General features: G+C 71.7%; 15 protein-coding genes. 9 read left to right on the top strand and 6 right to left on the bottom strand.

What is annotated here, in order from left to right:
* Window positions 1-19: 19 nt before the first annotated feature.
* Window positions 20-1,399 carry a DNA recombination protein RmuC gene (locus ACQPZP_RS09160; protein WP_433477195.1) on the top strand — a complete coding sequence of 460 codons (1,380 nt, stop codon included), beginning with the start codon at window positions 20-22 and terminating at the stop codon, window positions 1,397-1,399.
* A 56-nt stretch (window positions 1,400-1,455) separates the two neighbouring features.
* Entirely contained in the window at window positions 1,456-1,992 is a 537-nt protein-coding gene (locus ACQPZP_RS09155; RefSeq protein WP_433477194.1) for a DUF6542 domain-containing protein, read from the top strand.
* Between the two features lie 182 nt (window positions 1,993-2,174).
* On the opposite strand, the gene ACQPZP_RS09150 is transcribed toward ACQPZP_RS09155, so the two are convergent.
* Complete coding sequence (locus ACQPZP_RS09150; RefSeq protein WP_433477193.1) at window positions 2,175-3,140, bottom strand: 4-hydroxy-3-methylbut-2-enyl diphosphate reductase; 966 nt, start codon at window positions 3,138-3,140, stop codon at window positions 2,175-2,177.
* 108 nt (window positions 3,141-3,248) lie between these two features.
* On the opposite strand from ACQPZP_RS09150, the gene ACQPZP_RS09145 reads away from it, so the two are divergent.
* The gene (locus tag ACQPZP_RS09145; protein ID WP_433477192.1) at window positions 3,249-4,139 is read left to right on the top strand and encodes a hypothetical protein; all 891 of its coding nucleotides are present in this window, start codon (window positions 3,249-3,251) and stop codon (window positions 4,137-4,139) included.
* A 44-nt stretch (window positions 4,140-4,183) separates the two neighbouring features.
* On the opposite strand, the gene ACQPZP_RS09140 is transcribed toward ACQPZP_RS09145, so the two are convergent.
* Window positions 4,184-5,407 (bottom strand): MFS transporter, encoded by a 1,224-nt coding sequence (locus ACQPZP_RS09140; protein WP_433477191.1) that lies wholly within the window; start codon window positions 5,405-5,407, stop codon window positions 4,184-4,186.
* A gap of 20 nt (window positions 5,408-5,427) precedes the next feature.
* The gene (locus ACQPZP_RS09135; RefSeq protein WP_433477190.1) at window positions 5,428-5,853 is read right to left on the bottom strand and encodes a MarR family winged helix-turn-helix transcriptional regulator; all 426 of its coding nucleotides are present in this window, start codon (window positions 5,851-5,853) and stop codon (window positions 5,428-5,430) included.
* 125 nt (window positions 5,854-5,978) lie between these two features.
* On the opposite strand from ACQPZP_RS09135, the gene xseA reads away from it, so the two are divergent.
* Complete coding sequence (gene xseA, locus ACQPZP_RS09130; protein ID WP_433477189.1) at window positions 5,979-7,187, top strand: exodeoxyribonuclease VII large subunit; 1,209 nt, start codon at window positions 5,979-5,981, stop codon at window positions 7,185-7,187.
* Between the two features lie 13 nt (window positions 7,188-7,200).
* On the top strand, window positions 7,201-7,437 hold the full coding sequence (locus ACQPZP_RS09125) for an exodeoxyribonuclease VII small subunit (protein WP_433479574.1): 237 nt from the start codon (window positions 7,201-7,203) through the stop codon (window positions 7,435-7,437).
* A gap of 3 nt (window positions 7,438-7,440) precedes the next feature.
* Here the strand turns inward: ACQPZP_RS09125 and ACQPZP_RS09120 are convergent, their stop codons facing one another.
* Together ACQPZP_RS09120 and ACQPZP_RS09115 are read right to left on the bottom strand one after the other, a co-directional pair.
* Window positions 7,441-8,094: a DUF4245 domain-containing protein gene (locus ACQPZP_RS09120; protein WP_433477188.1), complete on the bottom strand. Its 654-nt coding sequence runs from the start codon at window positions 8,092-8,094 to the stop codon at window positions 7,441-7,443.
* Window positions 8,095-8,114: 20 nt separating this feature from the next.
* Window positions 8,115-8,780: a TetR/AcrR family transcriptional regulator gene (locus ACQPZP_RS09115; RefSeq protein WP_433477187.1), complete on the bottom strand. Its 666-nt coding sequence runs from the start codon at window positions 8,778-8,780 to the stop codon at window positions 8,115-8,117.
* 179 nt (window positions 8,781-8,959) lie between these two features.
* Here ACQPZP_RS09115 and glpX point away from each other — a divergent pair, with 179 nt between their 5' ends.
* Window positions 8,960-9,994 carry a class II fructose-bisphosphatase gene (gene glpX / locus ACQPZP_RS09110; RefSeq protein WP_433467265.1) on the top strand — a complete coding sequence of 345 codons (1,035 nt, stop codon included), beginning with the start codon at window positions 8,960-8,962 and terminating at the stop codon, window positions 9,992-9,994.
* A 16-nt stretch (window positions 9,995-10,010) separates the two neighbouring features.
* Here glpX and ACQPZP_RS09105 read toward each other — a convergent pair whose 3' ends face one another.
* Entirely contained in the window at window positions 10,011-10,580 is a 570-nt protein-coding gene (locus ACQPZP_RS09105; protein ID WP_433477186.1) for a DUF1707 SHOCT-like domain-containing protein, read from the bottom strand.
* 124 nt (window positions 10,581-10,704) lie between these two features.
* On the opposite strand from ACQPZP_RS09105, the gene ACQPZP_RS09100 reads away from it, so the two are divergent.
* The 3 genes from ACQPZP_RS09100 to ACQPZP_RS09090 all read left to right on the top strand — a co-directional run bounded on the left by ACQPZP_RS09100 (window position 10,705) and on the right by ACQPZP_RS09090 (window position 13,843).
* Entirely contained in the window at window positions 10,705-11,658 is a 954-nt protein-coding gene (locus ACQPZP_RS09100; protein WP_433477185.1) for an ABC transporter ATP-binding protein, read from the top strand.
* A gap of 66 nt (window positions 11,659-11,724) precedes the next feature.
* A complete protein-coding gene (locus ACQPZP_RS09095) occupies window positions 11,725-12,522 on the top strand; it encodes an ABC transporter permease (protein WP_433467262.1) in 798 nt (265 codons plus the stop codon).
* Window positions 12,523-12,613: 91 nt separating this feature from the next.
* A complete protein-coding gene (locus ACQPZP_RS09090; protein WP_433477184.1) occupies window positions 12,614-13,843 on the top strand; it encodes an MFS transporter in 1,230 nt (409 codons plus the stop codon).
* The last annotated feature ends 16 nt before the right edge of the window (window positions 13,844-13,859 follow it).

The raw sequence follows: 13,859 nt of genomic DNA, 5'->3' as shown, positions 1-13,859 counted from the left end.
GCGCTGTCACGATGAACGGATGGATCTCGCGCTGTTCGCCGGACTCCTCGTCGGCGCCGTCTTCGGCGTCGTCGCCGGGTACGCGCTCGCGACGGGCCGGCAGGGCGCGCTGATCGCCCGGGCGCGGGCGGCCGAGGAGAAGCTCGCCTACGCCGAGGAGCGGATGGCGGAGCATTTCGAGAGCCTGTCCGCCAAGGCGCTGGACGCCAGCAACCAGCGGTTCCTGGAGCTGGCGGACGCCCGGCTGAAGGCGGCGGGGGCCGAGGCGGCCGGTGAGCTGCAACGCAGGCAGCAGGCCGTCGAGCATCTGGTCGCACCGCTCAAGGAGACGCTCGCCAAGGTCGAGGAGCAGCTCCGCGAGGTGGAGACCGGCCGGCGCGAGTCGCACGCGATGCTGGCCAAGCAGGTCGACTTCGTCCGGCAGAGTTCCGATCAGCTGCGCCGCGAGACGCAGTCGCTCGTCCGGGCGCTGCAACGGCCCGAGGCCAGGGGACGCTGGGGCGAGCTCCAGCTCCGCCGCGTCGTGGAGCTGGCCGGGATGGCGCACCACTGCGATTTCGACGAGCAGGCCAGTGCCGCCACGGTGGACGGAATGGTCCGTCCCGACATGGTCGTGCGGCTGGTCGGCGGCAAGAGCATCGTGGTCGACTCCAAGGTCTCGCTGGCCGCGTACCTCCAGGCCGCGGAGAGCGGAGACCCGGTGCGGCTGGACGCGCACGCCCGGCATCTGCGCGATCACGTCGACCGCCTGGCGGCCAAGTCGTACTGGCAGGCGTTCAGCCCGTCGCCGGAGTTCGTCGTCCTGTTCATCCCGGGCGAGGCGTTCCTGGCACCGGCGCTCGACCGCGACCCGGGGCTGCTGGAGTACGCGATGAGGCGGCGCGTGCACATCGCCACTCCGACGACCCTCATCACGATGCTGCGGACGGCGTCCTACGCGTGGCAGCAGGCCGCCCTCTCACGCAACGCACGCGCGGTCTTCGAGCTGGGAAAGGAACTGTACGAGCGCCTAGGCACGATGGGGCAGCACGTCGACGAACTCGGTCGCGCGCTGACCGGAGCCATCAAGTCCTACAACCGGACGGTCGGTTCGCTCGAAACCCGCGTGCTGGTGAGTGCGCGCAAGCTGAACGAACTGGGCGTGGTCGACGGTGGGCTGGACGGCCCGAGTCCCGTCGAAGAAGGCCCCCGCGCGCTCTCCGCGGCCGAACTGACCGGCTATGGCGAACCATTCGGCGACGATGACCGTCTCCCCGATGAGAAGCGGTCTCAGTCCGGCCCGGCCACGGAACCGGTAGGTTTCGGCGGGCGGGCCATCCCCGAGCAGAGCGATCGGCTGAACACCCATGAGCGGGGCGAGCCGGGCGGTCGTCCTGCCGGCGGGAAGAGGTGGCCATGAGTTCATCGACGGTACGCGACGCGCCGGGCGGCGCCTCGCCGGGCCCGGGGGATCCAGTGACTCGTCAGCGCGGTTCTTCCTCCCGGGCGAGATCGGCCGGCCCGATCACGCTCACCGGGCGCGGCGGGATCGTGGTCATGTTCGCAGCCGGGGTGGTGTGCGGGCTGTTCTCGCGGTGGTTCGGCGTGCCGCTTCTCGCCGGCGCCGGGTTCGCGATCGGCTGCGCGCTGGCCGCGTTCGCCACCCGTCCCGCCGACCTGCTGACGCTCGTCGTCAGCCCGCCGCTGGTGTTCTTCGCCGCCACGCTCACGGTCGTGTTCGTCACCACGCTCGGCGACGGCTCGCTCCTGCGCGGCATGTCGGTCGGCGTCCTCACCGCGCTGGCGGCCACCGCGCCGTGGCTGTTCTTCGGGACGCTGCTCGTCCTCGTGGTCTGCCTGGCCCGCGGTCTCCGGACGAACGTCAGGGAGCTGCGGGACAAGCTCGTCGGGGTCCGCCTCTTCGAGAAGGAGGAGAACGAGAACCCCGTCCGCTGGGACGAGTCCCCCACGACGACGCAGGAGCGCCGCCGTGCCCATCACGGGGACGACTGAGCGGCGTCTGGAGTGGAGCGCCAGCGGAGCGAAGGACGACGCTCAGTCGCCTTGACGGGGGGTGTGGGGGGTCGCCCCCCCACAATGAAACTGAGCGGCGTCTGGAGTGGAGCGCCAGCGGAGCGGAGGACGACGCTCAGTCGCCTTGACGGGGAGTGTGGGGGGTCGCCCCCCACAATGAATCAGACGGGCGTGATGCGGAGGTCTTTACGGAGTTCCTTGGGCAGCGAGAAGCGCATGCTCTCCTGGACGGACTCGATCTCCTCCGCCTCACCGAAGCCGCGTTCGGCCAGCCACGCCAGGACCTCCTGGACCAGTTCGTCCGGGACGGACGCGCCGCTCGTGACGCCGACGGTGGTGACGCCGTCAAGCCAGGCCGGGTCGATGTGCTCGGCGTAGTCGACGAGGTGGGCGTCGTCGGCGCCGTGCTCCTTGGCGACCTCGACCAGCCGCACGGAGTTGGAGGAGTTCGTCGACCCGACCACGATGACGAGGTCGGACCGCGCCGCCATCTCCTTCACCGCGACCTGCCGGTTCTGCGTGGCGTAGCAGATGTCGTCGGACGGCGGGTCCGTCAGCTTGGGGAACCGCTCGCGGAGCTTCTCGACGGTGGCGATCGTCTCGTCCACCGACAGCGTGGTCTGCGACAGCCACGCCACGCGCTCGGGGTCGCGGACGATCACGTTGGCGACGTCGTCCGGGCCGTCCACGAGGTGGATGTGGTCGGGGGCCTCGCCGGTGGTGCCGATGACCTCCTCGTGGCCCTCGTGCCCGATCAGCAGGATGTCGTAGTCCTGGGCGGCGAACCGGACGGCCTCCTTGTGGACCTTGGTCACCAGCGGGCAGGTCGCGTCGATGGTGCGCAGGTCCAGGCCCTTGGCCTCCTCGTGCACGACGGGTGCGACGCCGTGCGCGGAGAACACGACGATGGAGCCCTCGGGGACCTCCTCGGTCTCGTCGACGAAGATCGCGCCCCGTTCCTCCAGCGTCTTGACGACGTGGACGTTGTGGACGATCTGCTTGCGGACGTAGATCGGGGCCCCGTACTTCTCCAGGGCGATCTCGACCGTCTGCACGGCCCGGTCGACGCCCGCGCAGTAACCACGCGGCTTGGCGAGCAGGACACGGCGCTGGCTGTTGGCGGTCATGGCTCTATCGTACGAGTGACGGGCTGTGACCCACCCGGGGGTGACCACGATCGCACCCATGGGGCAGAGTGAGTTTCGACGAGCCGACGCAGGAAGAGGAAAAGTCCGATGACGAAATCGCCGCGCCGCCTCAGGGAGCAGGTCCGCGACACGGTGGGCGAGCAGGTCCGGGACCTCCCGCTGCACGCCGTCCGGCTGGCCATGTTCGGCGTCGGCCGGGCGCTGCTGCTCAGCGACCGGGTGACCAGGGACTACAAGGAGATCACCGAGGGCGCCGGTGTGAAGCCGGTGATCGGGCGGCTGCGCGACGACGTCCAGAGCACGGCCGAGAAGGTGGTCGGGAAGGTCGTCGAGCGCGTCCGCGGTGAGGAGCCCGAGCCGGAACCCGTGCGCCGCACGCGGACGGCCGCCGCGCGCACCGACACCGCGCCGACGGAGACCGCGGAGATCTCGATCGGCAAGCCCGGCGCCGAGACGGGGCACACGCCCAAGCACGCCCGCCCCGGCGCGCCGTCGAAGCCCCCCAAGCCGACCAAGCCCGGCGCACTGGGGAGGCACCACGCCAAGCCGGGGGACGAGGCCGGTCCCGTCGCCGAGCCCGCGCCGAAGCCGGTGCCGTCCGAGCCGAAGCCGGAGCCCGCGCCGCAGGCCGAGCCGGCACCGAGCCCGAAGGCCGCCGAGCCCGCGAAGCCGGAGCCCGAGGCCAAGCCCGCGGAGCCGAAGGCCGAGTCGGAGCCGAAGGCCGAGCAGGACGAGGCGGCGTTCGAGCCGAAGCCGGAGTCCAAGCCCGCCGCGCCGGCGGAGGCCGAGCACATCGCCGCGGACCTGCCGGTGCCCGACTACGACAGCGCCACGCTGCCGCAGCTGCGCGCGCGCCTGCGGGGCCTGTCCGTCGACCAGGTGAAGCTCCTGCGCGAGTACGAGACCAAGCACGCGGGGCGTGAGGACGTCATCCGCATGTACGAGCGCCGCATCGCCAAGCTCAACGGAGCCGGCTGAGCGACATCGGAAAAGCCCCCGGCCGGGGGCTTTTCCATGCCGGGTCAGGCCGCGGCGGGGGCGTCCTGGAAGGCGTGGTCGATGTCGACCCGCTCCAGCGGCGCCAGGTGCCGGCGGCGTACCGCGAGGATCCCGATCGCGACGGCGCAGCAGGCGGCCCCGACGACGTACGGAAGGTTCGCGTCGACCTCCTCGGCCAGCTTCGTCGCGATGTACGGGGCGAGCGCGCCGCCCATCCAGCGGACGAAGTTGTACCCGGCGGACGCGACGGGCCGCGGGCTGTCGGACACCTCCATGGCCGCCTCGGTGAACGCGGTGTTGTTCAACCCGATCGGGATGCCGGAAAGGACCGTGCACACGATGATCCCGCCGTGGCCGAGGAAGGCGAGGCCGAGCTGGAACACGATCAGCAGAGCCAGCGCCAGGAACATGACCCGGACGGTCCCGATCCGCCGCTGCAGCGCGGGGGCGCCGAACACCGAGGCCAGCGCCACCATCACGCCCCAGCCGAAGAACACCAGGCCGATGCCGTGCGCGCTCATCCCGAGGACGAACGGGGTGAAGGCCAGGACGGTGAAAAAGGCGTAGTTGTAGAACAGCGCGGTGAACGCGGTCGTGGACAGGCCGCCGTGTGAGAGAGCCCGGATGGGCGCGCTGAGCCGGGTCTTCTGGGGCGGCTTGGGCGGCGCCTTGAGCAGCACGCTGATCAGCAGGAAGCCGATCGCCATGAGCGCGGCGGTGCCGAAGAACGGGAACCGCCAGTTCATGTCGCCGAGCAGGGCGCCGGCGAGCGGGCCGAGCGAGATGCCGAGGCCGAGCGCTGCCTCGTACAGGATGATCGCCGACTCGGCGCCGCCGGAGGCCGCGCCCACGATGACCGCGAGGGCCGTGGCGACGAACAGGGCGTTACCGAGCCCCCAGCCGGCCCGGAAGCCGACGAGCTGCCCGACGGTGCCGGACGTCCCGGCGAGCGCGGCGAAGACCACGACCAGCGTGAGCCCGATGAGCAGGGTCTTCTTGCCGCCGATCCGGCTGGACACCCAGCCGGTGATCAGCATCGCCACCGCGGTGATCAGGAAGTAGCTGGTGAACAGCAGGGACACCTGGCTGGGCGAGGCGTCCAGGTTCGCCGCGATCGCGGGCAGGATGGGGTCGACGAGGCCGATGCCCATGAAGGCGACGACGGCGGCGAAGGCGGTCGCCCAGACCGACATCGGCTGCCTGAGGATGCCGCCGCCCTTCGGGGCCGCCGGGGGCTTCACGTCCATGGATACCTCCGTTCAGGGGGTCAGGGGGCACCGAGGAGCTTGTCGAGGGCGGGCAGCGCCGCGGCGACCGCCGCGCGCTCCTCGTCCGTCAGGTCCGCGAACCGCTCCGTGAGGAAGCCGATCCGGCGCTCGCGCCCGGCGGCGAGCCGGTCGCGGCCCGCGTCGGTGAGCCCGGCGGTGACGACCCGGGCGTCGGCGCCGTCCCGGCGGCGCGCGACGAGCCCGTCGCGTTCGAGCCGGTTGATCTGCGCCGTCATGGTCGGCAACCGGACGCCGTGCTCGGCGGCCAGCTCGGTCATCCGCCGCGGGCCGTGCTCCAGGGAGCCGAGCACGGACAGCTGCTGGCTGGTGATCGGCTGGTCGGCGCTGACCCGCCGGAGCATCAGCACGACATGGCGCAGGCGCCGGTTGAGCTGTTCGGCGAGCTCGCGTTCGGATGCGGTCACGGTCTCTCCTCGGAATTACTTAGTCAGTCTAAGTTAGCTGGGCTAATTAGTGAAGCCCGGACACATGTCTCGTCGGTCACACAACGTGCGGCCGGGCGGCATGGTGCGCACCGTAGGCTGCCTGCATGGCGATGGAGACCACGGCCGAGGCCCCGGTTCCGGTGCGGACCGTGCTGCAAGCGGTGAGCGGCTGGATCGGCAAGCTCGGCCGCATCTGGGTGGAGGGCCAGATCACCGACCTCAACGCCCGCGGCGGGACGGTCTACATGACGCTCCGTGACCCCGTGGCGAACATGTCTGTGCGGGTGGTCGGCCCGCGCGCGGTGTTCGAGGCCGCCGGGCCGGCGGTCACCGACGGGGCCCGCGTCGTCGTCCATGCCAAGCCCGACTTCTGGATCAACCGCGGGACGTTCTCGCTCAGCGTCCTGGAGATCCGGCCGGTCGGGGTCGGCGAACTGCTGGCCCGGCTGGAGCGGCTGAAGCAGGTCCTCGCCGCGGAGGGGCTTTTCCGGCCCGAGCGCAAGCGCCCGCTGCCGTTCCTGCCGGGGAAGATCGGGCTGATCTGCGGGCGCGACTCCGACGCCGAGCACGACGTCCTGCAGAACGCGCGGCGCCGGTGGCCGGCGGTGGCGTTCCGGGTGGAGAACACCGCGGTGCAGGGCTCGTACGCGGTCGGCGAGGTCATGGAGGCGCTGCGCACGCTGGACGCCGATCCCGGGATCGATGTGATCATCATCGCGCGGGGCGGGGGCGCGATGGAAGACCTGCTGCCGTTCTCCGACGAGGCGCTCGTCCGCGCGGTGTCGGCGGCCCGGACGCCGGTGGTCAGCGCGATCGGGCATGAGCAGGACAGCCCGATCCTGGACCTGGTCGCGGACGTCCGGGCGTCGACCCCGACCGACGCGGCGAAGAAGGCCGTCCCGGACGTGCGGGAGCAGCTCCAGCTCGTCCGGCAGCTGCGCGACCGGGGGCGGCGGTGCCTCGGCGGCGCGGTGGAGCGGGAGGTGGCGTGGCTGCGCGCGGTGCGGTCGCGGCCCGCGCTGGCCGATCCGGTGCGGGAGATCGAGCGGCAGTCCGAGCAGGTCACGGCGTTGCGCGACCGGGCGCGGCGGTGCCTGTCCGGCGCGCTGGACCGGGCCGGGGACGAGCTGTCGCACACCCGCGCCCGGCTGCTCGCCCTCTCCCCCGCCGCGACGCTGGAGCGCGGATACGCGATCGTCCAGCGGGAGGACGAGACGGTGGTGCGGGAGTCGGCGGTGGTCAAGGACGGGGAGCGGCTCCATGTCCGGCTGGCGGACGGGCGGCTCGGCGTGACCGTCACTGACAGGGAGTGAGAGAGTGGAACCTGTGGCGGACGAGAAGGGGACGGCGGACAAGCCGTCGTACGAGCAGGCGCGCGACGAGCTGGCCGAGGTCGTCAAGCGGCTGGAGGCCGGCGGCCTGACGCTTGAGGAGTCCCTGAACCTGTGGGAACGGGGCGAGAAGCTCGCCGCGATCTGCGAGGAGTGGCTGGAGGGCGCCCGCGCGCGGCTGGCCGCGGCTCTCGACCGGCCGGAGAACGGCGATGCCGCCGCACCGTTCTGAGCGTCAGGAGCCGGGCGTGGCCGTCGCCGAAGGGGCGACGCTCGCGTTCTTCTTCTGCGGCTGCAGCGACCCGGCCAGCACCGCCAGCTCCTGGTAGGAGGCCGTACCGGTCACCACCAGGCTCAGCCCGTCCGGGAGGGTCCGGGCGAGGGAGTTCGCCTTCTTGTCCTTGCGGTAGTACTTGGTCCAGGTGACGCCGTTCACCTGCTGGGTCCCGACCGGCTTGCTGCTGTTGGTCATGCGCGGGACGTACTCGGGCGCCTTCTCGTTGCTCTGCTCCAGCGCCGCGTACTCGTCGCTGGGCGTCACGAACCCGAGGTGCCATGACACGGGCTCGTCGCCACCGGAGTCGAGCCCGTTAACCCGTGAGCTGGTGGGACGCCACCGGGCGGGAAGCCCCTCCGGGGCGTACACGGTGAAGGGCGCGTCGTTGCGCATGGCCCACAGCTGCGAGCCGTAGTCGACGGTCGGCAGGACCTCCTTGTTGCTGCGCGGCGTGATGACGTAGATCGCCAGCACCAGCAGCAGGCAGGCGCCCATCGCCATGGCGAAACCGCCGAGCCCCGTGGTCAGCCGCTTGTGCACGCCGGGGCTGACCTCGATCACGGGCCGTGCGGCCGCGGTGTCCGGGGCGGAGGGCGGGGTCTTGTCGGTCACCCCTCCAGGATCCCGCACGGTCAGCGCTGCTCCGTACCGGGGTTCCTTATCGTGCCGACGATGGCCATGACCTCGTCGGCGAGGCGGCGGGCGGCGTCCTCGTCGTCCATCAGCGAGATCTCCGACACCGCGCCCGCCATCGCGCCGGTCAGCACCGTGACCAGGGCGTCGTCCACCCCGCCGTCGGCGGTGTGGAACAGCGCTGCGTTGCGGCGCGCCCACTTGTTGAGCCGCTGCCGCATGACGCGGTCGAACCCGGGCGGGCCGTCGCCGGAGATGAACAGCCGGGCGACGTCGCGCTCGTCCAGGCAGCCGTTGAGGTAGGCGCCCGCGCCCGCGATGAACTGCCGCATGGGGTCGGCCTCGCCCGCCTCCCGGACGGCGTTGATCGCCTCGCGGGTGCGCTCCTGCTGGCGGCCCTGGAAGTCCTCGAACAGCGTCAGGTACAGGTCGGCCTTCCCGTTGAAGTGGTGGTACAGGCTGCCAACGCTGGCGCCCGCCCTGGCGACGATGTCGGTCACCGCGGCCTGGGCGAAGCCGGAGTCACAGAAGACGTCCCTGGCCGCGGCCAGCAGGGCGCCGCGCGTGGCCGCCCCGCGGTCGGAGGTCCGCGCGGGGACCTCCGCGGGCCGCGCGCCCCCGTCCTGTGTCACCCCGCCGGACGAGACGTCGATGTCGCTGCTCATGACGCCTGAGATTACGCCCTCTCCCATGGGGAAACGATCCCTTGCCCGCGCGACCGTCAAATCCCGTCCGCACGCGGTGCCGGTGAAACCCGTGCCCCGGCTGGTCTGGTCCAATTTGTGGCCCGCCATCCGGTCCACGGAGAATTCGAGGCACCACCGACCGAAGGGGCCGCCCCGTCATGTCCGATGAGACCACCGTTTCCTCTCCGCTCACCACCGAGCCGGCGGCGCCGGACCGCAACCTGGCGATGGAGCTGGTCCGGGTGACCGAGGCCGCCGCCATGGCCGCGGCCCGCTGGGTCGGCCGGGGGGACAAGAACGGCGCCGACGGGGCCGCCGTGAACGCCATGCGCCAGCTGATCAACACGGTGTCCATGCGGGGCGTCGTGGTGATCGGCGAGGGCGAGAAGGACAACGCGCCGATGCTGTTCAACGGCGAGGAGGTCGGGGACGGCTCCGGCGCCGAGTGCGACGTGGCCGTCGACCCGGTGGACGGGACCCGGCTGACCGCGCTCGGCATGAACAACGCGATCGCGGTGCTGTCGGTGGCGCCGCGCGGGTCGATGTTCGACCCGTCCGCGGTGTTCTACATGGAGAAGCTGGTGACCGGCCCGGAGGCGGCGGACGTCGTCGACATGGAGCGTCCGATCGCCGACAACATCCGCGCGATCGCCCGGGCCAAGGGCTCCTCGCCGCACGACGTGACGGTGTGCATCCTGGACCGCCCGCGGCACGAGGGCATCGTCAAGGAGGTCCGGGAGGCCGGGGCGCGGATCAAGTTCATCATGGACGGCGACGTGGCCGGCGCGATCATGGCGTGCCGTCCCGGTACGGGCGTCGACCTGCTGCTCGGCATCGGCGGCACCCCGGAGGGCATCATCGCGGCGTGCGCGATCAAGGCGCTGGGCGGGGTGATCCAGGGCCGGCTGTGGCCGCAGGACGAGGAGGAGAAGCGGAAGGCGGCCGACGCCGGCCACGAGCTCGGCCGGGTGCTGACCACCGACGACCTGGTGACCTCCGACGACGTGTTCTTCGCCGCGACCGGCATCACCGACGGCGAGCTGGTCGACGGCGTCCGCTACAGCAAGGGCACGGCGGTCACGCACTCGCTGGTCATGCGGTCCCGCAGCGGCACGATCCGGACGATCTCCAGCGAGCACCAGCTCGGCAAGCTGCGCGCCTACAGCGCCATCAACTTCGACACCGCGGTCTAGGGCCGGCGGCGCCGGGCTATCCGCCGCGGGTGAGGCGGTTGCGGACGCGGGTGCGCAGCGGGAGTCTCGGCGCGCGCGCCCGCACCGAGCCGAAGATCATGGTGCCGGCCACCTCGACCGTGGGGCCTTCGGAGGCGGGCCGGTCCCGCAGGTCGCGGGTGCTGAGGATGGTGCGGCCGGTGACGTCCACCCGGACGCCGTCGGGGACCAGGAGCCGGATCCGGCCACCGAGCACCATCGAGTCGACCACGATGTGCCGGCGCTGCAGGACGGCCTCGCGCAGGTCGAGCTCGACCGTCCCGAACAGGGCGACGAGCGGGAGCTTGACCGGGACGACCCACCGCCCGTCCCTGCGGGTGCGGCCGAAGAAGACCGAGACCGGCCGGTCGTCCACGAGGATGGGCTGCGCCTCCTCGGGGATGAGGTCGCCGGTGAGACCGGTCAGCTCGCCCAGCGTGCGGGCGGCGTAGGCGCGGGCGGTGCGCTCGGAGTGCTCCTCCATGGTGAGCCGTCCGTCCGCGAGCGCCTCGCCCAGGACGGCCGCGACGCGATCCCGGTCGGCGTCGGACGCACGCAGATCGCGCACACGGGTGACCTTTTCGCCGGCCGGTCGATGGGGGACGTCCACAGGTAGAGATTAGCCTCCGGCCGGGACGGGCCCGCGAGAAAACGTGTGGGGTTTCGTCGGCTGAATTTCCTAGTGTGAAGGTATGACCTCGCAACGTCCCCAGATCGCGGCTGCCCGGGACGGCACCGAAGCGGCGGCGATCAGGCTCCGCGGCGTCGTGAAGCGGTTCGGCGACTTCACCGCGGTGGACGGGCTCGACCTCGATGTCCCGAACGGGGTCTGCCTGGGACTGCTGGGCCCGAACGGCGCCGGGAAGTCGACGACGATGAAGATGCTGACAGCCCAGGCGATCGCCGACGAGGGCGGCATCCACGTTCTCGGCTTCGAGGTTCCGCGGGAGTCCAAGCGCGCGCGGGCCGTGATGGGCGTCGTCCCGCAGCAGGACAACCTCGACGAGGAGCTGACCGCCCGCGAGAACCTGGAGGTGTTCGCGCACCTTTACCGGGTACCGCGGAAGGCGCGGCGCAAGGCGGTGGACGACGCGCTGGCGATCGCGCGCCTGACCGAGCGGGCGCTGACCAGGGTGGACGACCTGTCCGGCGGCATGCGGAGGCGGCTGCTGATCGCGCGCGGGCTGGTGCACCGGCCCGCCCTGGTCCTGCTGGACGAGCCGACCGTCGGCCTCGACCCGCAGGTGCGTGCGGAGCTGTGGGGGCTGATCGACGGGCTGCGGGCCGGCGGCACGACCGTGCTGATGTCGACGCACTACATCGAGGAGGCCGAGCGCCTCGCCGACGAGTGCGCCCTGATGTCGCACGGCAGGGTCATCGCCCGGGGGTCGCCGGCGGAGCTGGTCGCCGAGCACGCGGGCGAGCGGGTCGTCGAGCACTACGGGCCGCCCGGCCGGCTGAGCGAGGTCGAGCGGCTGGCCAGGGCCGCCGGGCTCCCGACGCGCCGCACCGGCCCGTCGGTGTCGGTGCTGAAGGCCGAGACGATGCCGTCTTCGCTGGAGGACGAGCTGGGCCCCGACGGCGTCCGCCGCGCCTCCAACCTCGAAGACGTGTTCGTCGTGCTGACCGGGGAGCGTGTCGAATGAGCGGAGCGAACCGGGGGGTGCGGGGGTCGTCCCCCCGCGAGGAGCAGGAATGAGCGAGGAGCAGGCATGAGCGTGGAGGCGGAGCGGGCGCCGCGGCTCCGCAGGTTCGAGATGGCGCCGGTGCGGGGCATCTGGCGGCACGAGCTGGCGCTCTACAAGCGGTACTGGAAGTCGCAGTCGTTCGCCTCGATGGTGGAGCCGACGTTCTTCCTGCTGGCGTTCGGCTACGGGTTCGGCTCGATGGTCGCGATGATCGGCGACTACCGGTACCTGGACTTCGTCGCGACCGGCGTCGTCGGGACGGCCGCGCTGTTCACCTCGGTCTTCCCGGGCATGTTCAACGGCTACATCAGGCGCGTGTTCCAGCACACCTATGACGGGATGCTCGCCGCGCCCGTGGACGTCCACGAGCTGGTGACGGCCGAAGCGCTGTGGATCGCGGCCAAGTCGGCGGTCTACTCGTGCACCCCCATCGTGGTGGCGCTGTTCTTCGGCCTCGACCCCTCGCCGGGGATGCTGCTGGTCCCGTTCGTGACGTTCTTCACGGCGCTCGGCTTCGGCCTGTTCGGCATGTGGACGTCCTCGGTGGTGCCGTCGATCAACTCGTTCGACTACGTGATCACCGGTGTGGTGACGCCGCTGTTCCTGATCGCCGGGACGTTCTTCCCCATCGGGTCACTGCCCGGCTGGGCGCAGAAGGTCTCCTACTTCAACCCGCTCTACCATTGCGTGGAGCTGGTCCGGGACGCCGTCTTCGGCCTGCGCCCGCTCGCCGATCTCGGGCATCTCGGCGCGCTCGTGGCGTTCGCCGCGCTGATGTGGCTCATCGCCGTCCGCGGCATGCGCAACCGCCTCATCGACTGAGCGCCTCCCCCGCGATTGACCTGGGGCGTACCCTGTCCCTACGCTGACGCGAATCTTCTTCACATTGCGCAGCTCAGAGAGGTCGGGCCGCATGAGCCAGGGCATCACCGCGATGGACCGCCGGGCGCGGCTCGCCGCGTACACGGCGTTCGCCGTCCAGGGGCTCTGCTTCGCGTCGCTGGTGACGCAGGTCCCGCAGATGCAGAAGGCGCACCACCTGAGCGACGCGACGCTCTCGCTGGTGCTGCTCATGGTGCCGCTGGTCGCCGGGGTGGGCAGCGTGGCGTCCGGCGCCCTGTTCCAGCGGCTCGGCAGCGGCCCGGTGCTGCGCGTCTCCCAGCCCGCCGTCGCCGTCACGATCGCGCTGATCGGCCTGACCGGCGACAACGACGTCGCGCTCTACGCCGCGGTGGCGCTGTTCGGCCTGTTCGTCGGCGCGGTGGACGCGTCGATGAACGCGCAGGCGATCGCCGTCGAGCGCCGCTACGGGGTCAGCCTGATCACCGGCTTCTACGCGGTGTGGAGCGTCGCGGGGATCCTCGGCGGGCTCTGGGCGTCCCTCACCAACAAGCTCGACCTGTCGCTGTTCACCGGCTTCGCGATCGCCGCCGCCATCGGCGTCGCGGCCTCGCTCGCCACCGGCCCGCGCCTCTACCGCCGCGCCGAGGAGGGGGACGGCCCGACCGCCGAGGAGCTGAAGGCCGCCGGACGCAGCGTGCCGTGGCGTCCGATCCTCGTCGTCGGGGCCGCGATGGCCGTCGCCTACCTCGCCGACTCGGCGATCTCCAGTTACGGCGCCAAGTACCTGGACGACGAGCTGTCCGCGAGCGACTGGGTCGCGCCGCTCGGCTACGTCGCCTACCAGATCACCATGGTGATCAGCCGGGCGGTCGCCGACCTCGCCGTCCGCCGCTCGGGCGCCGTCCTCGTCGTGCGGATGGGCGGGCTCGTCGGCATCATCGGCATGTTCGGCGTGGTCGCCGCGCCCAACGCGGCCTTCGCGATCGCCGCGTTCGCGCTCGCCGGCCTCGGCCTCAGCGTGATCGCCCCGGTCTCGTTCTCCGCCGCCGGACGGGTCGACCCGACCGGCCTCGGCGTCGCCGTCTCGCGCGTGAACATCTTCAACTACGTCGGATTCGTCCTCGGCGCCGCCGTGGTGGGCGCCATCGCCCCCCTCAGCGCCGACCACGGACTCCGCCTGGCGTTCATCGTCCCGAGCGCCCTGATCCTGGTCGTCTTCATAACGGCCAAGGGCTTCAACCCGCCCCCGGTCAAGGACGCCCGCCCCGACAGCCCGGCCATGGAACGCCCAATGGCCTGATCGAAGCGAACGCCCG

The sequence above is a fragment of the Spirillospora sp. CA-142024 genome (genome assembly GCF_050942325.1).
Lineage (GTDB): Bacteria > Actinomycetota > Actinomycetes > Streptosporangiales > Streptosporangiaceae > Spirillospora.
Note: the sequence above shows the minus strand (reverse complement) of the source record. Positions and strands in the feature narration are given on the sequence as shown.